This window comes from Streptacidiphilus sp. MAP12-33 (assembly GCF_041261265.1).
Lineage (GTDB): Bacteria > Actinomycetota > Actinomycetes > Streptomycetales > Streptomycetaceae > Streptacidiphilus.
Genome location: NZ_JBGCCA010000001.1, coordinates 209,128 through 234,377, shown reverse-complemented (window position 1 = coordinate 234,377; position 25,250 = coordinate 209,128). Strand labels below are relative to the sequence as shown.

Annotated in this window: 16 protein-coding genes; 13 read left to right on the top strand and 3 right to left on the bottom strand. The window is 73.5% G+C overall.

Annotation, left to right across the window (positions count from 1 at the left end; all coding sequences use genetic code 11):
- Positions 1-66 precede the first annotated feature (66 nt).
- The 7 genes from ABH931_RS01145 (at position 67) to ABH931_RS01115 (ending at position 12,122) form a co-directional block, all read left to right on the top strand.
- Positions 67-1,485, top strand: coding sequence for a sensor histidine kinase (locus ABH931_RS01145; protein WP_370108907.1), 1,419 nt, complete (start codon positions 67-69; stop codon positions 1,483-1,485).
- 264 nt (positions 1,486-1,749) lie between these two features.
- Positions 1,750-3,309, top strand: a complete 1,560-nt coding sequence (locus ABH931_RS01140; protein ID WP_370108906.1) for a cytochrome ubiquinol oxidase subunit I — start codon at positions 1,750-1,752, stop codon at positions 3,307-3,309.
- A 12-nt stretch (positions 3,310-3,321) separates the two neighbouring features.
- Positions 3,322-4,317, top strand: a complete 996-nt coding sequence (cydB, locus tag ABH931_RS01135) for a cytochrome d ubiquinol oxidase subunit II (protein ID WP_370108904.1) — start codon at positions 3,322-3,324, stop codon at positions 4,315-4,317.
- Between the two features lie 27 nt (positions 4,318-4,344).
- Positions 4,345-7,914 (top strand): thiol reductant ABC exporter subunit CydD, encoded by a 3,570-nt coding sequence (cydD, locus tag ABH931_RS01130; RefSeq protein WP_370108902.1) that lies wholly within the window; start codon positions 4,345-4,347, stop codon positions 7,912-7,914.
- 594 nt (positions 7,915-8,508) lie between these two features.
- On the top strand, positions 8,509-9,555 hold the full coding sequence (locus ABH931_RS01125; protein WP_370108901.1) for a YbhN family protein: 1,047 nt from the start codon (positions 8,509-8,511) through the stop codon (positions 9,553-9,555).
- A 63-nt stretch (positions 9,556-9,618) separates the two neighbouring features.
- Entirely contained in the window at positions 9,619-11,361 is a 1,743-nt protein-coding gene (locus ABH931_RS01120) for a GAF domain-containing protein (RefSeq protein WP_370108900.1), read from the top strand.
- Between the two features lie 143 nt (positions 11,362-11,504).
- On the top strand, positions 11,505-12,122 hold the full coding sequence (locus tag ABH931_RS01115) for a hypothetical protein (RefSeq protein ID WP_370108898.1): 618 nt from the start codon (positions 11,505-11,507) through the stop codon (positions 12,120-12,122).
- A gap of 43 nt (positions 12,123-12,165) precedes the next feature.
- Here the strand turns inward: ABH931_RS01115 and ABH931_RS01110 are convergent, their stop codons facing one another.
- Positions 12,166-12,969, bottom strand: coding sequence for an HAD family hydrolase (locus ABH931_RS01110; protein ID WP_370108896.1), 804 nt, complete (start codon positions 12,967-12,969; stop codon positions 12,166-12,168).
- A 90-nt stretch (positions 12,970-13,059) separates the two neighbouring features.
- On the opposite strand from ABH931_RS01110, the gene ABH931_RS01105 reads away from it, so the two are divergent.
- The 5 genes from ABH931_RS01105 to argJ all read left to right on the top strand — a co-directional run bounded on the left by ABH931_RS01105 (position 13,060) and on the right by argJ (position 22,374).
- On the top strand, positions 13,060-16,407 hold the full coding sequence (locus ABH931_RS01105; RefSeq protein WP_370108894.1) for a BTAD domain-containing putative transcriptional regulator: 3,348 nt from the start codon (positions 13,060-13,062) through the stop codon (positions 16,405-16,407).
- Between the two features lie 91 nt (positions 16,408-16,498).
- Positions 16,499-18,079: an MFS transporter gene (locus ABH931_RS01100; RefSeq protein WP_370108892.1), complete on the top strand. Its 1,581-nt coding sequence runs from the start codon at positions 16,499-16,501 to the stop codon at positions 18,077-18,079.
- 121 nt (positions 18,080-18,200) lie between these two features.
- Positions 18,201-18,728, top strand: a complete 528-nt coding sequence (locus ABH931_RS01095; protein WP_370108891.1) for a hypothetical protein — start codon at positions 18,201-18,203, stop codon at positions 18,726-18,728.
- Entirely contained in the window at positions 18,725-21,157 is a 2,433-nt protein-coding gene (locus ABH931_RS01090) for a bifunctional polysaccharide deacetylase/glycosyltransferase family 2 protein (RefSeq protein WP_370108890.1), read from the top strand. Before ABH931_RS01095 ends, ABH931_RS01090 begins: the two co-directional genes overlap by 4 nt.
- 35 nt (positions 21,158-21,192) lie before the next feature.
- Complete coding sequence (gene argJ / locus ABH931_RS01085; protein WP_370108889.1) at positions 21,193-22,374, top strand: bifunctional glutamate N-acetyltransferase/amino-acid acetyltransferase ArgJ; 1,182 nt, start codon at positions 21,193-21,195, stop codon at positions 22,372-22,374.
- Positions 22,375-22,376: 2 nt separating this feature from the next.
- Here argJ and ABH931_RS01080 read toward each other — a convergent pair whose 3' ends face one another.
- On the bottom strand, positions 22,377-23,219 hold the full coding sequence (locus ABH931_RS01080; RefSeq protein WP_370108887.1) for a heavy metal-binding domain-containing protein: 843 nt from the start codon (positions 23,217-23,219) through the stop codon (positions 22,377-22,379).
- 216 nt (positions 23,220-23,435) lie between these two features.
- Between ABH931_RS01080 and ABH931_RS01075 the strand changes: the two genes are divergently transcribed.
- A complete protein-coding gene (locus ABH931_RS01075; RefSeq protein ID WP_370108886.1) occupies positions 23,436-23,897 on the top strand; it encodes a hypothetical protein in 462 nt (153 codons plus the stop codon).
- A gap of 69 nt (positions 23,898-23,966) precedes the next feature.
- Here ABH931_RS01075 and ABH931_RS01070 read toward each other — a convergent pair whose 3' ends face one another.
- Entirely contained in the window at positions 23,967-25,133 is a 1,167-nt protein-coding gene (locus ABH931_RS01070; RefSeq protein ID WP_370108885.1) for a hypothetical protein, read from the bottom strand.
- Between the last annotated feature and the right edge of the window lie 117 nt (positions 25,134-25,250).

The following is a 25,250-nucleotide window of genomic DNA, read 5'->3' as shown; positions in this document are numbered from 1 at the left end:
CGCGCCCCCAGGGGGTTGCAACCCAAGGTCCGGGGCAGGTTCTCGCTCAGGGTCAGGCTGCTGGCGTTGGCGATCGCGCTGGTCGTGCTCGGGCTCGTCGTCAGTGACACGCTCGTGCTGGGCAGCGTGCGCGACCAGCTCGTGCAGCGGGTCGACACGCAGCTGACCCGCTTCGGCGACACTGCCGTTCGTCGCACCGGCGACTGGAAGCGGCCGCTGGCCCTGCCCACGAACAGCCCCCGCCGCGCCTACCTGCCCAGCCAGTTCGTGCTGGGGCAGATCGACGCCACCGGCCACTACAGCACGGTGGAGACCCAACCCATCGAGCAGGGCGACCCGCAACCCTCGCTGCCGGTGCTGACCGGCGACGCCCTCGCCTCGCGGACGAACCACCCCTTCACCGTCCCCGCCGACCACGGCGGCGGCAGCTGGCGGGTGCTGATCCGCCCGAGCGCGGACCACCCGGGGACGAGCGTCGTCGTCGCGACCTCGCTCGACGACACCGACGCGATGCTGGCCAAGCTGAACGAGGGCTTCCTCGCCATCGGCGGCGGGGTGCTGCTGGTCCTCACCGTCGCCGGCTTCTTCGCCGTTCGCGCGGGGCTCGGGCCGTTGCAGCGGATCGAGCAGGCCGCGCACCAGATCTCGGAGCAGACCGCGGCCGGGCAGCCGCCGACCCACCGGGTGCCGGGGGCCGACGCGGACGCCCGCACCGAGGTGGGCTCACTGGCCCGCTCGCTGAACTCGATGCTGGAGCAGATCGAGGCGGGCTTCGCCGCGCGCACCGAGTCGGAGGACCGGATGCGCCGGTTCATCGCCGACGCCAGCCACGAGCTGCGCACCCCCCTCTCCGGGATCCGCGGCTTCGCCGAGCTCTACCGGATGGGCGCGCTCGCGGACGAGGCGGACGTCAAGCGGACGATGGGCCGCATCGAGAGCGAGGCCGTCCGCATGAGCGGCCTGGTCGAGGACCTGCTGATGCTGGCCCGCCTCGACGAGCAGCGGCCGCTGGAACTCGAGCCGATGGACCTGCGCACGCTGGCCGCGGACGCGCTGCACGACACCACCGCGCTCGACCCCACCCGTCCGGTGCGGCTCTCCGGTCCCGCCGGAGCGCAGTCGCCCGGTGCGGCCCTGGTCCTCGGGGACGAGGCGCGGCTGCGGCAGGTGGTGACGAACCTGGTCGGCAACGCCGTCAAGCACACCCCGGCCGGGACCCCGGTCCGCATCGGGGTCGGGACGGTCGACGGCGAGGGTGTGATCGAGGTGGCCGACGAGGGCCCGGGGCTGACGCCGGACCAGTCGGCGCGCGTCTTCGAGCGCTTCTACCGCGTCGACGCCTCACGCAGCCGACGCGACGGCGGGGGAGCGGGCCTCGGGCTCGCGATCGTCTCCGCGCTGACCCAGGCCCACGGCGGCCGGGTCGAACTGGAGACCGCCCCCGGTGCGGGCGCCGTCTTCCGGATTTTCCTGCCCAGCGCGTGACCTGCGCCACCTGACACCCGCCTGAGACGCCCCCGACGGCAAGCGCCGAAACGGCTATTCCTCCTGGTGGGACTGTGCCGAACGGCGCTGTCGACTCACCCCACCCCCCTGTCAGTCTCTGCGAAACGACATGGTGATAATAGCTTGTGATCGTGTTCACGTTCACAAGCGCACGTGCATTTCGTGTTCAACTCGCATATCCCACATAAGTGCGGCAAAAGGTGCGTTGATGGGCACGATGGCCGCCCGACGAGGAGGGAACCCGTGGAGCTCGCGCTCGCTCACGAGACGATGGCGCGATGGCAGTTCGGCATCACCACCGTCTACCACTTCCTCTTCGTCCCCCTGACGATCTCGCTGTCCGCGCTCGTCGCGGGCCTGCAGACCGCCTGGGTACGGACGGGCCGTGAGAAGTACTTCAAGGCCACGAAGTTCTGGGGCAAGCTCTTCCTGATCAACATGGCCATGGGTGTCGTCACCGGCATCGTGCAGGAGTTCCAGTTCGGCATGAGCTGGTCGAACTACTCGCGCTTCGTCGGCGACATCTTCGGCGCCCCGCTCGCCTTCGAGGCGCTGATCGCCTTCTTCTTCGAGTCCACCTTCATCGGGTTGTGGATCTTCGGCTGGGACCGGCTGCCCAGGAAGCTGCACCTGCTGTCGATCTGGATGGTCGCCATCGGCACCACCCTGTCGGCCTACTTCATCCTCGCGGCCAACTCCTGGATGCAGCACCCGGTCGGCTACGAGCTCAAGAACGGTCGCGCCCAGCTGACCGACTTCCCCAAGGTGCTCTTCCAGAACACCACCCTGGTGGTCGTCTTCCACACCATCACCGCGGCGTTCCTGGTCGGCGGTGCGTTCATGATCGGTATCGCGGCCTACCAGCTGCGCAGGACGTCGCGCCTGGCCAAGGCGGAGGGGGCTGCGCCGGACGAGAAGGCACGGGTCAAGGTCGCCTCGATGGTGACCTCGCTCCGGCTGGGCCTGGTGGTCTGCCTGCTGGCCGGTCTCGGCACCGCGATCAGCGGTGACGCGCTCGGCAAGGTCATGTTCGAGCAGCAGCCGATGAAGATGGCCGCGGCCGAGGCGCTGTGGGAGACCCAGGCGCCGGCACCCTTCTCGATCTTCGCCTACGGCGACGTCTCCAAGGGCCACAACACCGTCGAGATCACCATCCCGGGTCTGCTCTCCTTCCTGGCCAAGGGCGACTTCTCGTCCCCCGTGCCCGGCATCAACAACACCAACGCCGCCGAGAAGGCCAAGTACGGCGACAAGGCGGCGGACTACAAGCCGAACATCCCCACCACCTTCTGGGCTTTCCGGTGGATGATCGGCTTCGGCATGACGTCCTTCGTGGTCGCCATGGCCGGGCTCTGGCTCACCCGCCGCCGGTTCTGGCTGGCGCCGGAGTACCGGCGGGCCGGGGACGAGGTGCCGGTCTTCATGCTGACCAGGACCAGGGAGCTCGGCCCGACGCTGACCAAGTGGGTCTGGCGCGGCGGCATCTGGACCCTCGGCTTCCCGCTGATCGCCTGCTCCTGGGGCTGGATCTTCACCGAGATGGGCCGTCAGCCCTGGGTCGTCTACGGGCTGATGACCACCGCCGACGCGGTCTCCCCCGGGGTCTCCATCGGCGAGCAGTGGACCTCGCTCATCGTGCTCACCCTGCTCTACGGAATCCTCGCGGTCATCGAGGTCAAGCTCATGGTCAAGTACGCCAAGGCCGGACCGACGGACGAGGAGCCGCCGCGTCAGGACCCACGGCTCGGCGGTCCCCCGGCGGGCTCCGAGGACGCCGACAAGCCCTTCGCCTTCGCGTACTGAGGAGACCGAGCCATGCAACTCCACGACGTCTGGTTCGTGCTGATCGCGGTCCTCTGGATCGGCTACTTCTTCCTGGAGGGCTTCGACTTCGGTGTCGGCATCCTCACCAAGGCGCTGGCCAGGGACGAGCGCGAGCGCCGCGTCCTGATCAACACCATCGGCCCGGTCTGGGACGGCAACGAGGTCTGGCTGCTGACCGCCGGTGGCGCGACCTTCGCCGCCTTCCCCGACTGGTACGCCACCCTGTTCAGCGGCTTCTACCTGGCGTTGCTGATCATCCTGGTCTGCCTGATCGTCCGCGGCGTGGCCTTCGAGTACCGGGGCAAGCGGGACGACGCGAGCTGGAAGCGCAACTGGGACCACGCGATCTTCTGGTGCTCGCTGCTGCCCGCCTTCCTGTGGGGCGTGGCCTTCGGCAACATCGTGCACGGCACCAAGATCGACGCCCACATGGAGTACGTGGGCAACTTCCTCGATCTGCTGAACCCCTACGCGCTGCTCGGCGGCGTGGTGACACTGACCCTGTTCACCTTCCACGGGGCCGTCTTCACCGCGCTCAAGACGGTCGGTGAGATCCGGGACCGGGCCCGGGCGTTCGCGCTCTGGGTCGGGGCGGTCGCCGCGCTGGCGGCGCTGGCGTTCCTCGTCTGGACCCAGGTGAACAACGGCGACAACTGGTCCTTCGCGGCCATGGTCGTCGCGGCCCTGGCGCTGGTCGGGGCCCTGGTGACGAACCAGCTGGGCCGGGAGGGCTGGGCGTTCCTGCTCTCCGGGGTGACCATCGTGGCGGCGGTGGCGATGCTCTTCCTGTCGCTCTACCCGAACGTCATGCCGTCCTCGCTGAACCCCGCCTGGTCGCTGACCGTCAGCAACGCGTCCGCCTCGGACTACACGCTGAAGATCATGACCTGGGTCGCGGGCATCATGACCCCCGTGGTGCTCGTCTACCAGGGCTGGACCTACTGGGTGTTCCGCCGCCGCATCGGCGTGCAGAACATCCCCGCGTGACACCCGCCTGACCCCGAAGGGGACGAAGTGAAGCCCGTCGACCCGCGCCTGCTGCGGTACGCCAGAGCGACCCGGATATTCCTGCTGGCCTCGGTGACGCTGGGCGCGCTCGGCGCCGGACTGGTCATCGCCCAGGCGCTGCTGGTGGCGCAGATCGTCGTCGGCTGCTTCCAGCACGGCGAGGGGCTGGGCCGTCTGGCCGGGCCCCTGGCCGCGCTCGCGGCGGTCTCGCTCGGCCGCGGCGCGGTCGCCTGGGCGACGGAGGCGGTCGCCCACCGTGCCTCCGCCAAGGTCAAGTCCCAGCTGCGCGAGCAGTTGCTGGAGCGGGCGGCGGCGCTGGGCCCCGGCCGGCTCGCCCAGCAGCGCAGCGGCGAGCTGGTCACGCTGGCCACGCGTGGTGTCGACGCGCTGGACGACTACTTCGCCCGCTACGTCCCGCAGCTGGCGCTGTCCGTGATCGTGCCGATCGCGGTGCTGGCCCGGATCGTGTTCGCCGACTGGGTCTCCGCCGCGATCATCGTGGCGACGCTGCCGCTGATCCCGGTCTTCATGGTCCTGATCGGCCTGGCCACCCAGAGCAGGATGGACCGTCAGTGGCGCACGCTCGGACGCCTCTCGCACCACTTCCTCGACGTGGTCGCCGGGCTGCCGACACTCAAGGTCTTCGGCCGGGCCAAGGCCCAGGCCGAGTCGATCCGGAAGATCACCGACCAGTACCGGCGGGCGACGCTGCGCACGCTGCGCGTCGCGTTCGTCTCGTCCTTCGCGCTGGAGCTGCTGTCGACGCTGTCGGTCGCGCTGGTCGCGGTCAGCATCGGCATGCGGCTCGTGGACGGCGGTATCGACCTGTACAGCGGGCTGGTGGTGCTGGTCCTGGCGCCCGAGGCGTACCTGCCGATCCGTCAGGTCGGCACGCACTACCACGCGAGCGTGGAGGGTCTGGCGGCGGCGGAGCAGATCTTCGCCGTTCTGGAGACGCCGCTCGTGGAGTCCCGCGTCACCGCCTCGCCGTCGGGCGGTGTGCGGGTGGACGGGCTGACCGTCCGCTACGAGGGGCGGAAACAACCGGCGCTCTCGGACCTCACGCTGACTGTCGCCCCGGGGGAGACGGTCGCGGTCACCGGGCCGTCGGGCGCGGGCAAGTCGACGCTGCTGGCGGCGGTGCTGGGCTTCGTGCCCTTCGACGGCACGGTGGAGGCCCCGGCCCACGACCGGATCGCCTGGGTGCCCCAGCATCCCTACCTCTTCGCCGGGACGATCGCCGACAACGTGCGGCTGTCGCGTCCGGACGCGTCCGAGGAGCAGTTGAGGGCGGCGCTGGTCGCCGCCCAGGCCTGGGAGTTCGTCGCCGAGCTGCCGCAGCGCGAGCTGACGGTCATCGGCGACTCCGGCACCGGCCTCTCGGCCGGTCAGCGCCGCCGCGTCGCCCTCGCCCGCGCCTTCTTGGCCGACCGCGATGTCGTCCTGCTGGACGAGCCGTCGGCGGGCCTCGACAACGCACACGAGTCCGCGGTGGTCGCGGCCATCCGCGAGCTGGCCGTGGGCCGCACGGTCCTCCTCACCTCCCACCGCCCGGCCCTGCTCACCCTCGCCGACCGCCGGATCGAACTGACCGGCCCCCCGGCGGCGGACGCCGCCGAAGCGAGCCAGGCGGCCCTCTCGGCGCCGGCAGGCCAGGCGGCGCCGGAGGGTGCGTCCGCGCAGGGCACGGGGCTCGCTGCCCCTGCGGGCACGGGCGCTGCCGGGCTCGGTGGCACACCGTTCGGCGTCGCCGCGGGGCGCGTGCCCGTGCAGGGGGCCGGGCCGGAGGCCGGGGTCGGCCTGCCTGGCACGGCCGCGGGCCGGGCCGGGGGCTGGGCCGGGTGGCCGAAGCCGAGGCTCGGGGCGGCGATCGTGCTGGGCGCACTCGCGCTGTTCTGCGCCACCGCGCTGATGGGCACCTCCGGGTGGCTGATCTCGCGGGCCTCGCAGCAGCCGCCCGTGCTGTACCTGATGGTGGCCGTCACGGCCACGCGCGCCTTCGGCATCGGCCGTTCCGCGCTGCGCTACGCCGAGCGGCTGGTCAGCCACGACGCCGTGCTGCGCAGCCTCGGCGCGCTGCGGACCGCCGTCTACGGCCGCCTTGCGCGGCTGGCCCCGGCCGGCCTCGGCGCGACGTTCCGGCGCGGGGACCTGCTGGCCCGTATGGTCGCCGACGTCGACGCGATGCAGGACCACTACCTGCGCTACCGCCTTCCGCTCGCCGCGACGGTGCTCGCGGGCGCCGTCACCGTCGGCGTCGTCGGCTGGCTGCTGCCGCTCGCCGGACTGCTCCTCGCCCTCGGGCTGCTGCTGGCCGGGGTGCTGGTCCCGCTCCTGGCCCTGCGGCTGTCGATCCGGGCCGAGCAGGCCCAGGCGGAGACCCGCGGACGCCTGAGCGGCGAGGTCGTCGCGCTGCTGGACGGCGCGGCCGAGCTGACCGTCAGTGGCGCCCTGCCCGCCCGTCTGGGCGCGCTGCGCGCGATCGACGCCGAGCTGACGGGGTTGCAGCGCCGCTCCGCGGCGGGCCTCGGGCTCGGCACCGGGATCACCACCGCGCTCACCGGCCTGACGGCCGTCGCCTGTGCGGCCGTCGGCGTCGCCGCCGTGACGGGCGGTCGGCTGCACGGTGTCTGGCTGGCGGTGCTGCTGCTGACGCCGCTCGCGGCGTTCGAGGGAGTGACCGGGCTGACGGCCGCCGTGCAGACCCGTCAGCGCGGGCTGCGCTCGGCGGCGCGCCTCGCCGAGCTCGCCGAGGCGCCCGAGCCGGTCGTCGAGCCCGACTCCCCCGCGACGCTCCCGGCCGACCCGCTCCCGCTGCGTGTCGACGACCTCACCGTCACCTGGCCGGGGCGCACCACGCCCGCGCTGCGCGGCGTCTGTCTGGACCTGACGCCGGGCCGTCGCGTCGCCGTCGTCGGGCCGAGTGGCTCCGGCAAGACCACGCTGGCCCACGCGCTGCTGCGGTTCCTCGACCCGTCCTCGGGTGCGATCACCCTCGCGGGGACCGACACCCGGACCCTTGCCGGCGACGACGTGCGCCGCGCGGTGGGTCTGTGCGCGCAGGACGCCCACGTCTTCGACAGCAGCCTGCGCGAGAACCTGCGCCTGGCCCGCCCGGGCGCCACCGACGCGGAGCTGTTCACCGCGCTGACCGCCGCCCGCCTGGCGGACTTCGTCCGCGCCCTCCCGGACGGCCTCGACACGATGGTCGGCGAGCACGGCGCGTCGCTCTCCGGCGGCCAGCGGCAACGGCTCGCCCTGGCCCGCGCGTTGCTGGCGGACTTCCCGGTCCTGGTCCTGGACGAGCCCGCCGAGCACCTCGACCTCCCGACGGCGGACGCCCTGACGGCCGACCTCCTCGCCGCGACGCGCGGCCGCGCGACGGTGCTGATCACGCACCGCCTGGCGGGGCTGGAGTCGGTCGACGAGATCCTCGTCCTGGACGCCGGGCGCGTCGCGCAGCGCGGCACCTGGAACGAACTGGTGGCGGTGGACGGCCTGTTGCGTGACCTGTGGGAGCGCGAGCGCGAGCGCGAGCCCGCGCGGGCTGGGGAAGGCGCCGTGTCGGTGGGGTAGAGCCCGCCCGCTCCGGCGACGGCCCGGCCGCTCGACTGCCGCCAGGGCCCGGAGGCTCCGCTCTCGGCTGCCTGGCCGGGCTGCGGGCCCGCCGCGTGGCGGTGCCTGTGGTCAGGGCACTCGCGGGGCGCGAGGCGCGCCCGTCGCGTGGGGGTGCCCGTGCCCGCCCCGTGTTCCGCCTTGCCCGCGCGGGGGCGTGACATGTGGGTCGCTTGCGGTCACGGCACTCGCGGGACGCGAGGCGTACCCGTCGCGTGGCGGTGCCTGTGGTCAGGGCACTCGCGGGGCGCGAGGTGTGCCCGTCGCGTGGGGGTGCCCGTGCCCGCCCCGTGTTCCGCCTTGCCCGCGCGGGCGCGTGACATGTGGGTCGCTTGCGGTCACGGCACCCGCAGGGCGCGAGGCGCGCTCGTCGCGTGGGGCGCCTGTGGTCACGGCACTCGCGGGGCGCGAGGTGTGCCCGGCGCGTGGGGGTGCCCGTGCCCGCCCCGTGTTCCGCCTTGCCCGCGCGGGCGCGTGACATGTGGGACGCCTGGTGCGACCTGGTTCACCGTCCGGTGAGGGGTCAGCCGCCCCCGGGCGGGGAACGGCAGCACCATGGCATCCATACGTCCCGACGCCCGCAGGGCCGCCGCCCTGGGCGCGGTGTGCGCGGCCCTCGCCGTGGTCGTGACCGTCTTCGCCACCGTCCCGGCGTTACGCCGGAGTCTGGTGGCGCTCGGGCATCTGCGGTGGCAGTTCGCCGCGCTGGCCCTGGTCGCGGAGTTCGGCTCGATGGTCGCCATGGCACGCAGCCAGCGCCGCTTACTGGGGGTGGGCGGCAGCCCCGTGCCGCTGCGCACGGCGGTGGGCGTCGCCTTCGGCTACACCGCCCTGGCCACCAGCATTCCCGTTGCCGGGGCCGGGGTCGGCACCGCGTTCTCCTACCGCTACCTGCGGCGTCGCGGGGTCGACACGGTCGTGGTCAGCTGGGCGCTGACGCTGTCCGGGGTCTCCGCGGCCCTGTCGCTCGCGTTCGTCATGGTGGTCGGGGCGGCGATCCCGGGCAGACCGGGCACGTTCCTGGTCGGCCTGACGGGCGCGGCTGTCTACGCGCTCCCGATGCTGTCCGTGGTGTGCGCGCTGCGCTTCCCCGCCGTCCGCCGGTTCGTCAACCGGACGGTCGCGTTGGCCGTGGGGGGCAGCCGCCGGCTCTTCCACCGGCCGCGCGCCGAGGCGGCGCACGCGTTCGAGGAGCTGCTCCAGCGGATCTCCGGCCTCCGGGCGACCCGGCGCCAGTACGGTCTGGCCTTTCTCTCGGCCGTGCGCAACTGGGTGGCCGACTGCAACTGCCTGGCCTGCGCCATCATCGCCACGGGCAGCCACGTTCCTTGGCGTGGGCTGCTGTTGGCGTACTGCCTGGCCAAGACCGGCGGCAGCATCGGGCTGACCCCGGGCGGCATCGGCGTCGTGGAGGTCACCCTCACCGCCGCCCTCGTCGCCACGGGCATGTCCGCGGGCCCGGCCCTGACGGCGGTGCTCGTCTACCGCCTGATCAGCTTCTGGCTGGTGCTCGTCGCCGGCTACGTCACCCTGGCGCTGATCACGAGGAGGCAGGCGCCGACGCCGGAGCCGGATCCGGAGCCGTCCGTGCAGACCTCCTGACGCGGGACGGCGCGTGGCGCGTGTCCGGCGTCGCGGCAAATGTGGACAAACTACGCTCGCTCCATGGCCACCAGCGACGCGCACTTCATTCCCGACCTCGGGTCCCTCGAGGTCGACGACCTGGTCTCCGAGGTCGCCGAGCGGCTGCACGCCGTCGCCGCCGTCAACGACCGGATGCGGGAGCTGCTCGAAGCCGTCGTGGCCGTCAGCTCCGGCCTGGACCTGCACGCGACGCTCCAGCGGATCGCCAACGCCGCGGCCGACCTGGTCGACGCCGAGTACGCCGCCGTCGGCGTGCTGGCCCCGCACACCCACGGCCTGTCCGACTTCATCCAGGTCGGCATCACCTCCGAGCAGGAGCTGGAGATCGGCGGCCCGCCCGCCGGGATCGGGCTGCTGGGCTACGTCACCGAGCACCCCGAGCCACTGCGGCTGGAGGACCTGACCAAGCACCCCAGCGCCGTCGGCTTCCCGCACGGGCACCCGGTGATGCACACCTTCCTCAGCGTTCCGGTCCGGGTCCGCGGCCACTTCTTCGGCACGCTCTACCTCGCGGAGAAGCACAACGGGCGCCACTTCTCCGCCGCCGACCAGCAGATCGTCGAGGCGCTGGCGGCGGCCGCCGGCGTCGCCATCGAGAACGCGCGGCTGTACGAGGAGGGGAGGCGACGCGAGCGGTGGATCTCCGCCTCCCGCGAGGTCACCAACGTGATGCTGACCGCCGACGACGCCGCCGTGGCGCTGACCACCACGGCCGAGCTGCTGCGCGACCTCGCCGGGGCCGCGCTCGGCATGATCCTGCTGCCCATCGAGGAGGGAGGCATGCGCGTCGCGCACGCCTCCGGCGAGGCCGCCGACCTGCTGATCGGCGAGCCGGTGCCGGCCACCGAACGGGTGCGGCGGCTGCTCGCGGGCGACACCGTGATGGTCGCCGACATGCGGACCGACTCCGACATCCGGGTCGACATCCGGCAGTCCTTCGGGCCCAGCATGGCGCTGCCGCTGAAGAGCTCCGGCCGGGTCCTCGGCGCGGTCAGCGTGTGGCGGGGCCGGGGCATGCCGCCCTTCACCGAGGACGAGCGCGAGCTCGCCGAGGGCTTCGCCGCGCAGGCGGCGCTCGCGCTGCGGCTGGTGGAGGGTCAGCACAACCAGCAGCGCCTCGCCGTCTACCAGGACCGCGACCGGATCGCCCGGGACCTGCACGACCTGGTCATCCAGCGGCTCTTCGCCACCGGGATGATGATGGAGAGCGCCGCGCGCCTGGCCCAGGTGCCGGAGGTGCAGACCCGGATCTCCAAGGCCGTCGACGAGCTGGACGCCACCATCCAGGAGGTCCGCACCACCATCTACGCCCTCCAGCACGAGGACACCCCCGAGGGCGGCGAGGACCTGCGCAGCCGGGTGCTGCGCGAGTGCGCGCAGGCGTCGGGGCCGCTGGGCTTCAAGCCGTCGGTGACCTTCGTCGGCCCGGTCGAGGCGATGACCGGGGAGTCGATCGGCCGTCAGCTGGTCGCCGCGCTGCGCGAGATGCTCTCCAACGCCGCCCGGCACGCCGAGGCGTCGCGGGTGGACGTGGTGGTCGACAGCACCGTGCACATCGACGTGGAGGGGCGGGTCACCCCGGGCCAGGGCCGGCCGGCCGTCGTGCTGACCGTCACCGACGACGGCGTCGGCATCCCCGAGGGCGGCCGCCGCAGCGGCCTGCGCAACCTCGGCGACCGGGCCCGCAATCTCGGTGGCGACGCCTGGTTCGAGCCGGGCACCGCCGGACGCGGCACCCGCGTCTTCTGGACGGCCTCGCTGTAGCGGGCAGGAAACGGAGGCGCGCTGTTGCGAGTCTGTAGCGGAGCGGCGGGCAGGGTGTTGCGCAGTCCTCGCTAGATTTCACTCACCCTGACCGGGACGGCTCGCCGGACCCGTCGCCGCGAACACCACCTGGGGGGAATCCCATGCGTACCACCACGCGCCGCGCCGCCGCCTCGGCCGCCGTCGTCCTGACCTCCGCGCTGCTGCTCACCGCCTGCAACTCCGGCAACGGTGGCGGCAGCGCCCCGAGCTCGGGCAGCACCGCGTCCGCCGGGGGCGCCGCCCCGACGGAGGCCCCCACGTCCGGCTCCGGTGGGACGTCCGGCGGGACGTCCGGGGCCACGACCGGCGGCACCTCCGCGGCGACCCCCGGGACCGGCGGTGGCACCCCGGGCGCTTCCGCGGCGGCCGCCGGCTGCCAGAACCTCGTCGCCACCGACGCGGTGAAGGCCGCCGTCACCAGCGCCTACGAGGCCGCGAGCCACCGCGGCCACATCACGCCCCGCCCGCACCAGTTCCTCTACGGCGAGTGCGGCGGCACGATCTACGCCGCGACCGCGTTCGACCTGACGCCCGGTGCGACCTACAACGACCAGGTCGCCGCGCAGGACGACGGCAGCACCCGCAAGTACCTCTCCCTCGCCGCGGGCGGCAGCTGGGCCGTGATCGGCAGCGACAACTTCCCCGGCACGGCCGGCGGCTGCATCCACGCGATCCCGGCTGACCTGGCGAAGCTGTGGGGCGGCTGCCCGGCCGAGTGAGCCGTGCGGCGGGCGCGGGCGGGCGCGCGAGCGGGGGCGCGGGTCAGGCCAGCAGCGTCTCGATGACCTGCGCGACACCGTCCTCGTCGTGGCCGGCGGTGTGGCGGCTGGTCGCCGCCAGCACCTCCGGGTGGGCGTTGGCCACGGCGTAGCCGGTGCCGGCCCAGGCCAGCATCGGCAGGTCGTTGGGCATGTCGCCGATGGCGACGACCCGCTCCGCCGGGATCTCGCGCGCAGCGCACCAGCGCGCGAGCGCGCTCGCCTTGCTCACGCCCGGGGCGCTGATCTCCAGCATCGCCACCGCGGCGGAGCGGGTCACCTCGCCGTACTCGCCCACCAGCTCGCGGCCCAGGCGCAGGAACTCGTCCGGGTCCAGGCTCGGGTGCTTGGCCAGCAGCTTGAACACCTGGTGGCCGGCCGGGCCGGCGAGGATCTCCTCGGCCGGGGCGACCCGGTCGGCGGCGTCCATGTCCCACAGGGTGCGCGGGTAGGCCGGTTCGTGCGAGAACCCGTCCGGGTACTCGAAGGCGAAGCTCACCTCCGGCAGGGCGGAGCGCAACGCCAGTACGGCGGCGAGGGCGTCGTCCGCGTGCATCGGGTACGTCTCCAGCAGTTCCTGCCGCCGCACGTCGTAGAGCGCGCCGCCGTTGGAGCAGATGGCGATCCCGTGCGGCCCCACCGCCTTGGTGACCGCGCCCATCCAGCGCGGCGGGCGACCGGTCACGAAGACGATGCAGACACCCGCGTCCTCGGCCCGGCGCAGCGCCTCCTCGGTCCTGGCGGAGACGGTGCCGTCGGCGCGCAGCAGGGTGCCGTCGAGGTCGGTGGCGATGAGGGAGGGGATCACGGGTACATCCTCACATCCCACGGGTCCCTGCCCGCGCTTTCGGTGATCGATCAGCCACGCGCCTGCCCGACGATGGGTCAGAATCACCAGGTGAGATTCGGCATCCTCGGGACGACCCAGGCCTGGAACGACAACGGCGGCGAGCTGCCGCTCGGCGGCCCCGGCCGCCGTGCGCTGCTGGCGTTGCTGCTGCTGGACGCCGGGCGGACGGTCACGACCGAGCGCCTGATCGACGGCCTCTACGGGGAGGAGCCGCCGGGGAACGTCGGCAACGCGCTGCAGTCCCAGGTCTCCCGGCTGCGCTCGACGCTGCGGCCGGTCGGCGTCGGCATCGAGGGCGGCCCCGGCGGCTACCGGGTGCTGACCGCACCCGACGAGGTGGACGCGTACGCCTTCGGCCGCCTGGTCGCCGACGGCGAGGCGGCGCTGACCGGGGAGGACCCGGCCCAGGCCTTCACCGCGCTGACCGCGGGGCTCGGCCTGTGGCGCGGGGAGCCGCTCTCCGACGTCGGCGGGGCGCCGTTCGCGGCAGGGCAGGTGGTGCGGCTGACGGAACTGCGTCTGGCCGCGGTCGAGGCCCGCGCGGAGGCGGGGCTGGCGCTGGGCCGCGCCCGCGAGCTGATCGCGGAGCTCCGCTCGGCGGTGGCGGAGGAGCCGCTGCGTGAACCCCTGACCGCCCTGCTGATGCGCGCCCTCTACGCCGCGGACCGCCCCTCCGACGCGCTGGCAGCGTTCGCGGCGTTGCGGGAGACCCTCGCGGACTCCCTGGGCACCGACCCGAGCCCGGACCTCTCCGCCCTCCACCTCTCGATCCTCCGCGCCGACCCCGCGCTGCGCGCACCCCGCCCGACCAGCGCCCCCGGCGGCTCGGGATCCGGCGCCGGCGCGCCCGCGCCGGGCTCGGCTCTGGCCGGGCCGGAGGCCGTCGGTCCGGCGGAGCCGATGGCCGGGGCCGGGGTGCCCGGTGGCGGGCCGGGGGTCGTTCTCGCCGCCTCGACAGCTCATGCCGGGGAGGCCGGGGCGGGAGCAAGATCGCGAAATGTTCCACGTGGCACATTTGACGATCTTGGTGCGGGCGGCGGCGTCGGGGCACCCGCGCTGCCGCGGCCGCTGACCAGCTTCGTCGGGCGGGAGGCCGACCTGGGCGGGTTGGCCGGGGCGCTGACGCGGGGGCGGCTGGTGACGCTCACCGGCCCCGGAGGGACCGGGAAGACGCGCCTCGCGCTGGAGACCGCCGCCCGGCACCCCGGTGCCGCCGGCGCCTGCTTTGCGGACCTGTCCCGCGTCGCCGACGCGGCGACGCTCGACGCCGCGCTGCTGGGCGCGCTCGGCGTGCGCGAGGCGAGTGTGCTCGGCGGAGGAGCCGACGCCGCCGACCGCCTCGCCCCGGCACTCGCCGGCCGCGGCGACCTGCTGCTCGTCCTGGACAACTGCGAGCAGATCGTCGCCGAGGCCGCCGCCCTCGCGGAGCGCCTCCTGCTCGCCTGCCCCGAACTGCGCATCCTGGCCACCAGCCGTGAGCCGCTCGGCGTCCCGGGCGAGCACGTGCGCCCGCTGGAGCCGCTGCCCGGGCCGGAGGCCCTGCGCCTGTTCGCGGAGCGCGCCGCCGCCGTGCGTCCGGGCTTCGACCCGGAGACGCAGGCGCCCGACGACGCCGCAGCCGTCGCGGAGATCTGCCGCCGGCTCGACGGGCTCCCGCTCGCCATCGAGCTCGCCGCGGCGCGGCTGCGCCTGCTGACCCCGCGCCAGATCGCCGGCCGTCTCGACGACCGGTTCCGCCTGCTCACCGGCGGCAGCCGCACCGCGCAGCCGCGCCAGCAGACCCTGCGCGCCGTCGTCGACTGGAGCTGGGACCTGCTGCCGGAGGCCGAGCGGACGATGCTGCGCCGCGTCTCCGTCTTCGCGGGCGGCTGGTCCCTGACCGCCGCCGAGGCGGTCTGCGGCACGGGGCCCGAGACGGTCGAACTGCTGGGCGCGCTCGTCGACAAGTCCCTCGTCGTGGCCTACCGGCCGGACGGCGCGGGCGAGATGCGCTACCGGATGCTGGAGACCGTCCGCGCCTACGCGGCCGACCAGCTCGCCGCCGCCGACGAGCGGCGCGAGCGTGCCGACGCGCACCTGGACCACTTCCTCCGGCTCGCCGAGGCCGCCGAACCGCAGCTCCGCGGGGCCAGGCAGCTGGACGTGCTCGCCCGGCTCACCGCGGACCACGACAACCTCGACGCCGCCCTGCGCCACGCCATCGCCACCGACCCCGACCGCGCGCTGGACCTGCTCGCCTGCCTCTCCAGCTACTGGATGCTGCGCGGCCTGCGGACCGAGGGCCGCGTCCCGGCGAAGCGGCTGCTCGCCGCGATCGGCGGGAGCATCCCGCCCGGGCGCGAGCAGCAGTTCGTGCTGGCGGTCCTGGCGGCGATCTCCGGCGGTCTGGACACCCCCGAGCTGGCCGGTTACATCGAGACGTGCCGCCCGGTCATGGCCCGGCTGATGTACGAGCACCCGCTGCGCTTCCCGTTCGTGGTGGTGCTGTGGGCGCCGTTCGTCGGGGTGCCCGACGACGTGTCGATGGTCGAGCAGAACCGTGTCGCCGACGGTGTGCTGACCGACCCCTGGTACCGGGCGTTGCTGCACTTCGGCCTGGCCTTCCAGCACTGGTTCCTGCACGCGGACGCGGCCGCCGCGGAGGGGGAGCTGACGCAGGCGCTGCGCGGATTCGAGGAGCAGGGCGACCGTTGGGGCATGGTCATGGCCCTGATGGAGCTGGCCCGCGCCCGGGGCCGCCTCGGCGACCGCGACGGCGCCTCCGCGTGCACCGACCGCGCCCTGCTGCTGGCCGGCGAGCTGGACTCCCCGGAGGACATGGCGGAGCTGCTGTGGAGCCGCGCCGAGCTGAGCGTGCGCGCGGGCGACCTCGGCTCGGCGGAGCGGGACCTGACCCGCGCGGTCCAACTGGTCGAGCCGTTCGGGGTCAGCGACAACCTCGCCTGCTCGCGACTGGGTCTGGCCCAGGTCGCGCGCCGTCGCGGCGCGTTCGAGCGGGCGCGGGAGCTGTGCGGGCAGGCCCTGGCGAGCCGCCTGGTCGGCTGGTACAGCGGCGCGGGGATCGAGGCGGCGGTCCAGCTGGAACTCGCCCGGCTCGACCTCGCGGAGTCCCGCGGCGAGGCGGCGCGGGCCCGGCTGGGGGCGGCCGCGTCCATCCTGGACGGCGGCCGCAACCTCCCCACCTACGGCGAACTCGCCGCGGTCCTCGCGGAGCTGGCGCTGCTGGAGGGCAGGGGCGCGGCGGCCGCGGAACTCCTCGGTGCGGCCACCGTGCTCGACCCCCGCCCGGACACCACCCACGTCGACGCCGCCCACGCCGTGGCCTACACGCGCGGTGCCGCACTCGCCCCGCACGACGCGATCGCCTTCGTGACGTCGGCCGTGGCCACGTTCTAGCGGTCGGCCGGCGGCACGGTCGGTGCCCCGGTCAGCACCCCGGTCAGCGTCCGGTCAGCGCGCGGTGCGCGCCGGGCGCGACCGTCGGGGCATGACTTCGACAGGGAACCTCTCCGCCGCCCGCAAGTGGGGCACGCTCGCGATCTGCTGCGTCGCGTCCCTCGTCCTCGGGATCGACAACACCGTCGTCAACCTCGCCTTCCCGCACCTGGTCCGGGACATGGGCCCGAGCAGCACCCAGCTGCTGTGGATCGCCGACGCCTACGGCTTCGCCCTCGGCGGGCTGGTGATCGTGATGGGGAGCCTCGGCGACCGCTACGGCCGCAAGCGGCTGCTCCTTCTCGGCAGCGCCGGCTTCGCGCTGGCGTCCGCGCTGACCGCCGAGGCGCCGAGTACCGGCTGGCTGATCGCCGCCAGGGCGCTGCAGGGCGTCGCGGGAGCGACGCTGATGCCCTCGACGCTGTCGCTGGTGCGCAACGCCTTCACCGATCCGAAGGAGCGGACCATGGCGATGGGCATCGGCGGTGGCGTCGGTGCGGCCGGTTTCGCGCTCGGGCCGGTGGTGGGCGGGCCGTTGCTGGACCACTTCTGGTGGGGCTCGGTGTTCCTGATCAACGTGCCCGTCATGGCGGTGGTGATCCTGTCCGGCTCGTTCCTGCTGGTGGAGTCCCGCAACCCGAACCCGGGCCCGATCGACTGGCGCAGCGTCCCGCTCTCCTGCCTCGGCGTCGTCTCGACGGTCTACGCGCTGAAGACAGCCGCCCGCGACGGCCTCGCCCGGCCCGACGTCTGGATCACCGCCGTGCTCGGCCTCGCGCTGCTGGCCGCCTTCGCGCTGCGTCAGCGCCGCACCGCACACCCCCTGGTCGACCTCGACCTGCTGCGCAGCCGCGGCTTCTCCGGGGCGATCGGTGCCAACACGCTCAGCATCTTCGCCCTGGCGGCGCAGTCCCTCGCGGCCTCCCTCTACTTCCAGGACGTGCGCGGCTACTCGCCGATGGGCACCGGGTTCGCGCTGCTGCTCGGTCCGCTCGGGGCGATGGTGACGGGGCCCCTGTGCCCGGTCGCGGTGCAGGCGCTCGGGCGGGCCAGGGCCGTCGGCATCGGGCTGCTGCTGATGGCGGGATCCTGCTTCGGCTACCTGCTGGTGGGCGTGGCCACCGACTACTGGGTGATGGGCGCCGTCATGTTCGTCTCCGGTCTCGGCATCGGCCTGGTCTTCGGGATCTCCGGCGACACCATGCTGGCCAGTGCGCCCAAGGAGCGAGCCGGTGCGGCGAGCGCGGTGGAGTCCACCGCCACCGAGCTGGGCGGCGCGCTCGGCATCGCGGTGCTGGGCAGCCTGCTGACGGCGGTCTACCGGCACCGGCTGACGCTCCCGGCGGGGCTTTCGGAGCAGGCGGCGTCCGCCGCGCACGAGTCGGTCGGCGGCGCCGTCGCGGTGGCGCCCGGTCTTCCGGCGCCGGTCGGGCACGCGCTGACCACGGTGGCGCAGCAGGCCTACGTCGACGGCTTCCACGCCGTCGTCGCGGCGGGCGGGGTGGTGCTGCTGCTCGGCGCGGGCCTGGTCGTCCGCCGCCTGCGCGGCGTCCCGGCGGTCATCGCGGACGAGGACGCCGAACCCGTCACCAGCGCCGCCGCCGACCGCGCCGCCCAGGTGCCCACGGCGTGACACCGTACGAACCCCCCTCGTTCGCCGGGCCGTTGTCCCCCCAGTCGGGGGGTAACGGCCCGGTCTCGTCGTTCCGGCCCAGCGTGGTCAAACGGCCCCTGGGACGCTAGGGTCCTGCCTCGTGCACACGGGTACCACGGCCGGGGACGAGACGGTCGAGACGACGCCGGGCCCCCCCGAACGGCGGGTCCCGGAACGTCCCGTGTTCGTCGACGCGAGCGGGCGGCGCCAGCGCCGGGTGCGCCTGATCGGCCGGGTCCTCGTGGTGCCCGCGGTCGGCTACATCGGTCTCCTGGTGAGCACCCTGCTCGGCGGACCGACCATCAACAGCCCGTACCTTCCGCTCCCCGCCCCGCCCCAGGCCCCCGGCTCGCACACCCACGGCGCGTCCGGCGGCGGCACGCACGGCACCGGCGCGAACGGCACGGGCACCGGGACCGGGACCAAGGCGACCGGAGGCACCGGCACCACGGCCGCCACCGGCGCCACGACGGGCGCGACCGCCGGACCCTCCGCCACGCCCTCCGCCCTGCCGAGCGTCACGGCCTCGCCGAGCACGGTGATCACGCACGGGCACAGCACCCACACGGCGAACCCGCCGGGGGCCTCGCACCATCCGACGAAGAAGGCACGAGCCACCGCACGATGAGCTCCGCGTCCCGCCCCACCGCCCCGACCGGTCGCACCGCACGTCGCGGCCGACGCGGGATCGTCCGTCAGGTCCCCCTGCGCACGCACTGGCTGCTGCTCGGAACGCTGGTGGTGACGCTCACGCTGGCCCTGCTGATCGAGGGCTACACCCAGCACATGTTCGGCAGCACCCCGGACGGCGCGGGCATGGTCCAGGGCCCGTCCGGGTCGGTGCCGTCCGCGGTCAGCGGCGGCAGCCCCGTCATATCCCCGCAGGGCGGCCCCGGCGGCACGCCCCGCACCGCCCGGCCCCGGCCCGGCACGATCGCGCTCACCTTCGACGACGGCCCGGATCCGAGGTGGACGCCGCAGATCCTGGCGGTGCTGCGCAAGCACGACGTCCACGCGACGTTCTTCGTCATCGGCGAGAACGTCACCGCCAACCCGGACGTCACCGCGCGGATCGTCGCCGACGGCAACGAGCTCGGCGTGCACACCTTCACCCACCCCAACCTGGGCCTGATCCCGGCCTGGCAGCGCACGCTCCAGCTGCGCGAGGCCCAGCTGGCCATCGCGGGCGCCACCGGCGACACCACGACGCTGCTGCGTCCGCCCTACTCCTCGGGCAACGACTCGGTCGACGACGACGACTGGGCGGCCATCCAGCAGGCGGGCCGCGAGGGCTACCTGACGGTGCTGACCACCCAGGACACCGAGGACTGGCAGCGGCCCGGCGTCCCGAAGATCGTCGCCAACGGTGCGATCCCGGGCACGGTCCCGGGCATGCGGGTCAGTTCGAGGAAGCTCCCGGCCGGCCAGGTCGTGCTGATGCACGACGCCGGCGGTGACCGCTCCCAGTCGGTCGCGGCGCTGGACCAACTGCTGACGCAGTACCAGCAGGAGGGCCTGACCGTCGGCACAGTCAGCGCCACGACCGGCCTGTCCGCGCCGATGACCAAGGCCTCCCCGACCGACCACTGGCTCGGCCTGGCGTTGATCTGGGTGCTGCTGCTGAGCCACTGGCTGCTGACCGTCATCGGCTGGTTCATGATCGCGGCCGGTGTGCTGAGCGTGCTGCGCGCGGTCGTCTCCGTGGTCGCGGCGCGGCGCCACAAGCGCATGACGCAGTACCCGTGGGGCGAGGAGCCGGTCACCGAGCCGGCCACCGTCATCGTCCCCGCCTACAACGAGAGCGCGGGCATCGAGGCCGCCGTCCGCTCGCTGGTCGCGCAGGACCACCCGGTCGAGATCCTCGTCGTCGACGACGGATCCTCGGACGGAACGGCCGACCTCGCCGAGTCGCTCGGCCTGCCCGGCGTCCGGGTGATCCGCAAGGAGAACGGCGGCAAGCCCTCCGCGCTGAACACCGGCATCGCCAACGCCTCCTTCGACCTGCTGGTGATGGTCGACGGTGACACCGTCTTCGAGCCGGACGCCGTGCGCAAGCTGATCCAGCCGTTCGCCGACCCCGGCGTCGGCGCGGTCTCCGGCAATGCCAAGGTGGTCAACCGCGGTGGTCTGCTGGGGCGCTGGCAGCACATCGAGTACGTGGTCGGCTTCAACCTGGACCGGCGCCTGTTCGATCTGGCCGAGTGCATGCCGACGGTCCCGGGCGCGGTGGGAGGCTTCCGCAAGGAGGCGCTGCTGCGGGTCGGCGGACTCGCCGAGGACACCCTGGCCGAGGACACCGACCTCACCATGGCGTTGTGCCGCGACGGCTGGCGGGTCGTCTACGAGGAGGGCGCGGTCGCCTGGACCGAGGCCCCGGCCTCGCTCGGCGCGCTGTGGAAGCAGCGCTACCGCTGGTGCTACGGCACGATGCAGGCGATGTGGAAGCACCGCGGCGCGATGGTACAGCGTGGCGCCGCGGGCAAGCTGGGCCGCCGCGGCCTCGGTTACCTGCTGCTCTTCCAGGTGCTGCTGCCGCTGCTGGCGCCGGTGGTCGACATCTTCGCCCTCTACGGCCTGGTCTTCCTCGATCCCCTGCACGTGATCGGGCTCTGGCTCGGTTTCATGCTGCTCCAACTGCTGATGGGCCTGTACGCGTTCCGCCTGGACGGGGAGAGCCCGGGGCCGCTGTGGAGCCTGCCGCTGCAGCAGTTCGTCTACCGGCAGCTGATGTACCTGGTGGTCATCCAGTCCGTGGTCACCGCGGTGGCCGGGGCACGGCTGCGCTGGCAGCGGATGGAACGCTACGGCTCGCTCCAGGCCCCCACCGGCCTCGGCGTGCCGGTCGCCGGGTACACCGGCCATGCGGCGGGGACGCAGCTGACCAACATCCCCATCCCGTCCCAGGTGGCGGCCGCTCCGCCGCTGGCGGACACCTGGCTGACGGAGGCGGCCCAGGTTGACCGCTCCGGCTACGCCTACGAGCAGGCCAACTACCCCTACACGGTCTACGACTACCGCGACCAGGACCCGGTCGGTCCCAGCGAATGGAATGCATGAGCATTCCTTTGAGGGCATAGCTATGCTGTCGAATCATGACGACGCACCAGCCTGCGCCCATGCCCCTGGGGTTCCGCTCCCACACGGCCAACCTGGGCCTCAAGGACGCCACCCCGACTGACGCCGCGCACGACTTCGCCCTCGTGGTCTCCGAGGTTCCGGCGGTCTCCGCGGCCGTGTTCACCAGGTCCCGCTTCGCCGGGCCGAGCGTGGTGCTGAGCCGCGCGGACGCTGCCGCGCAGGCCAGTCGCGGCATGGCGGTGGTCTCCCGCAACGCCAACGTCGCCACCGGACGGGTCGGCGCGGCCAACGCCGAGGAGGTCCGCCGGCTCGCCGCCGAGGCGGCCGGGGTGAAGCCGGAGGAGCTGGTCATCGGCTCGACCGGCGTCATTGGCCGCCCCTACCCGATGGAGTCCATCCGGGCCGGTCTCGCGGCGATCCCGACCCCGCTCCCGCCCGCCGACTTCCAGGCGGCGGCCGCGGCCATCATGACCACCGACACCCGCAGCAAGTCCGTCCACCTGCGCTGCGGCGACGCGGTGGTGGTCGGCATCGCCAAGGGCGTCGGCATGATCGAGCCCAACATGGCCACGCTGCTGACCTTCTTCTTCACCGACGCCCGGCTCGACGCACCCACCCTGGACGCGATCTTCCGCCGTGTCGTGGACCGGACCTTCAACGCGCTCAGCATCGACACCGACACCTCCACCAGCGACTCCGCCGCCGTCTTCGCCAACGGCCTGGCGGGCGAGGTCGACGAGGCCGTGTTCGAGCAGGTCCTGTACCAGGCGGCGCTGACGCTCGTCCGCGACATCGCCTCCGACGGCGAGGGTGCGGGCAAGCTGATCGAGGTCCACGTCACCGGAGCCCGTGACGACGCCCAGGCCAGGCGCGTCGGCAAGGCGGTGGTCAACTCCCCGCTGGTGAAGACCTCCGTGCACGGCGCCGACCCCAACTGGGGCCGCGTCGCCATGGCCGTCGGCAAGCTCGACGACGAGAACGACATCCACCCGTCCGCCGTGCGCATCCACTACGGCGACCTGGAGATGTTCCCGACGGAACCGGACGACGCGCAGCTCGCCTGCGCGGCGGCCTACCTGACCGGCACCGAGATCCTCCTCCGCATCGACCTCGGCATCGCGGACGGCGAGTTCACCGTCTACGGCTGCGACCTGACGCAGGCCTACGTCGAGCTCAACTCCGGCTACACCACCTGAGCTCACGCACCACGCAGCGGGAGCACGGTGAGCGGCCGCACCCCGGCCGGTCCGGCCGGTCCGGCCGGTCCGCTCGCGAAGCGGGCGACGGAGGTGCCGACGACGGTGCAGCGGGCGACCTTGTCCGTCGGTTCCCTGCGGCCGGCGGACGCGGTGCCCGGCCGCTGGCACCGCTGCTCCCACACGGCGACCTCGTCGCCGTTCAGCAGCGCCCCGTCGCCGCCCCGCTCCGCGGCCTGCTCGTGGAGCCGGGCGCGGGCGCCCTCGCGGACGCGGCCGAGCAGTTCCGTCCAGCCGTGCATCTCCTCGTTGGCGGCGGACCGCTGCTGGTTCCAGCTCGTCCGGTCCTCGTGGCGCACGCCGACGCACTGCCCGACGAGCAGGTCCACCGGCACCCAGCCCGCCAGCAGCAGCTTGGCGAAGTCGGCCCCGTCCAGGTGAGTGACAAAGGGGAGGGCAACGGCGTCGGCCACGCCGCGCGCGCGGACCACGGTGCCGCTGACCGTGACGTCCGCCCCGAGCCAGGTCACCGTGGACGGTGCGATCCCGACCTGTGCGCCGACCACCCCATGGCCGCCGAGCTGTGCGCAGGCGCCGCGAAGGCGCTCCAGCGCCCGGTGCCGCGCCCCCTCCAGCACCTCCACCAGCACGGTGCTGGAGCCTCCGGATCCGGACACCACGACGGGCGCCGGGCCGGTCGGCCTGGAGGAGTACCCGCAGTCGTGGGCGTGCCAGTTCCACGTCTCACCACTGACCTCGACGTGGTACGACCCCGTCCCGCGCGCCCGGCCGACCGGCTCGAACCCGGCCGCGCCCACCGCGGCGAACCCGCGCGGCGGCAGCATCCCGGCACACGGCCCTGCCGCGGCCGTGGCATTCGCCCGCGCTTCTCCCACCGACTCCGCCATCGGTCCCCCGAACCTGCGCGTACCCGCTCTCGCCGCCAATGTCGCAGCCCCCGACCGAGCGGACAAGAGAACGCACCGAGCCATCCCGGAGGCCCGGACCGCAGGTGCGGGACCGGCGGAGCGGCCACCGCCTCGCGTAGGGTCGGAGCCGCCATGGAAGACAGCCAGCACGACCCCGAATCCGACGTCGGCTGGGAGCCGGCACGCGCGGTGGACGCCGCGTTCGAGCGCGGTGATCCGGAGGTCGGCACCGCCGTGGTCGAACTCGTGTTGTCCGGCGTCGACTTCGATGTGGCTGCCGCCAGGGTGGAACGGGCCCTGCGGGCCGACGAGGGGACGGTACGCCGGCTCGGTCATGTGGCCACCGGCGACCTCGCCCGCCTGCACGGCCGGCTCACGCCGGCCCTGTACGGCCTGTTGCGTGCCGCAGGGCTCGGCGGCGCCGCCGACAGCGCGATCAAGGATGTGCTGACCTTCGTCCCGTTCCGGGACCTTCCCGCCTGGTTCCGCTACCAGTCGCTCCGCCTCTCGGTGCGCGACCGGGTCGAGGGCCGCCTGCTCCGCCTGGCAGACGGGTGGGCGACCGTGCGGGACCGCCTCTCCCACCGTGACTAGGGCCGCCTGATCCCGGGCTCGTGCCCCCGGGGCACGGTCGAAGGCATGCGTCTTGCGGGGCGAGGACGTTCACCGAGGTGGTACGTGCCGCGCCCGGGGGAGCGCAGGGCGTCGGCTTCCTGCCGCCAGCTCGCTGAGGCGCTCGCCGATCACGGACACGCCGGGGCGTGGCTCCTGCGCGTAGTACCAGGGCTTGCGTCGGCGCAGCAGCTCCTCGCCGTGTTCAGGCCAGGAGAATCCGGGTTTCCGCAGCAGCTTGCGGAAGACCGCGTCGGCCGTCTCGGGGTGGGCGGCGACCAGTCGACGGATCGGCAGTGGCGCGACGGACTCTTCGTGCAGGTATGTGCGGAGCAACTCCTGGTGCTGCCGGCGCCCCGCGAGGGCGGGGTCTGCGAAGAGGTCCCGCAGCATCCCGTAGTCCGCGTAGAAGTTCAGTCCGTCGATCTCGTCGTAGATGACGCCGACGGTGTCCGCCTCCGCGAGCTCCTGCGGAAGTTCGAAGGACGGGAGGCCAGGGCCGGGCAGCCGCCTGCTGTGGGCGCGCTCGGGCAGCCGGGTGACGGTGGTCTCCCGCCGGTGCCGGTAGTAGGCGTTGAGCCGGTCCTCGGCTTCGGCAGGGGAAAGGACCAGCTCGTCACCGCCGCAGAACTCGATGAATGCGGCCCGGTCCGCCCGCATCGACTCCCATCCCTGTTCGATCTTCTCGGGGTTGCGGAACACCAGCGCGGGGTGACTGGTGGCCAGTTCGAGCGCGGCCCGCGCGATTGCGGCGGCGCTGGTCTTCGGGTAGGCGGAGAAGGCTCCGGAGACCAGCCACGCACCGTCGACGGAGTGGACGGGTACCAGGGGGGCGACGAGGAAATCACCCTTGGCGACGCCGCGGAACGCGGCACGGCCGACATTCGAGTAGGTGCGGTACTCGAGGTCGTCGACCAGGTTCAGCAGGACGACGGCATCCCCGTCCTTGCGTCGGATCTCGAAGATGCCCTCCACCGGGTCACGCCAGCCGAGCAGCATCTGCCGGTCGCTCTCGGCCAGGTCCCGTCGCGCGGCGACGAACGTGTCCACCACGGTGGAACCGTCCGGCAGGCGGTACCGGAGGATGAAGTTGTCCGTGATCCGGATTGCCTCGAGCTCGTCCAGCCGCCGCTCGGGCCCCGCCGCGTCCAGCAGAGCCGGAGTCAACCATCGGTCGAAGCGCCGGCTCTGCGCGAAGGCGACCAGCTCGCCCTTCAACCCTGCGCTTCGTTCGAGGAGGTCCCGGAGCGATCGCTCATCGATGGTGTGACCTCGCTGTGCGGCGGTATCCATGCCCTGCCCTCCCTGGTAAGCCTGATGGACCTGATGTCCGAT

Bases quoted from the DNA above. Each gene is read 5' to 3' on its own strand.
- cydB (WP_370108904.1), top strand. From the start codon at position 3,322: ATGCAACTCCACGACGTCTGGTTCGTGCTGATCGCGGTCCTCTGGATC.
- ABH931_RS01125 (WP_370108901.1), top strand. From the start codon at position 8,509: ATGGCATCCATACGTCCCGACGCCCGCAGGGCCGCCGCCCTGGGCGCG.
- ABH931_RS01120 (WP_370108900.1), top strand. From the start codon at position 9,619: ATGGCCACCAGCGACGCGCACTTCATTCCCGACCTCGGGTCCCTCGAG.
- ABH931_RS01115 (WP_370108898.1), top strand. From the start codon at position 11,505: ATGCGTACCACCACGCGCCGCGCCGCCGCCTCGGCCGCCGTCGTCCTG.
- ABH931_RS01100 (WP_370108892.1), top strand. From the start codon at position 16,499: ATGACTTCGACAGGGAACCTCTCCGCCGCCCGCAAGTGGGGCACGCTC.
- ABH931_RS01090 (WP_370108890.1), top strand. From the start codon at position 18,725: ATGAGCTCCGCGTCCCGCCCCACCGCCCCGACCGGTCGCACCGCACGT.
- argJ (WP_370108889.1), top strand. From the start codon at position 21,193: ATGACGACGCACCAGCCTGCGCCCATGCCCCTGGGGTTCCGCTCCCAC.
- ABH931_RS01080 (WP_370108887.1), bottom strand. From the start codon at position 23,219: ATGCTGCCGCCGCGCGGGTTCGCCGCGGTGGGCGCGGCCGGGTTCGAG.
- ABH931_RS01075 (WP_370108886.1), top strand. From the start codon at position 23,436: ATGGAAGACAGCCAGCACGACCCCGAATCCGACGTCGGCTGGGAGCCG.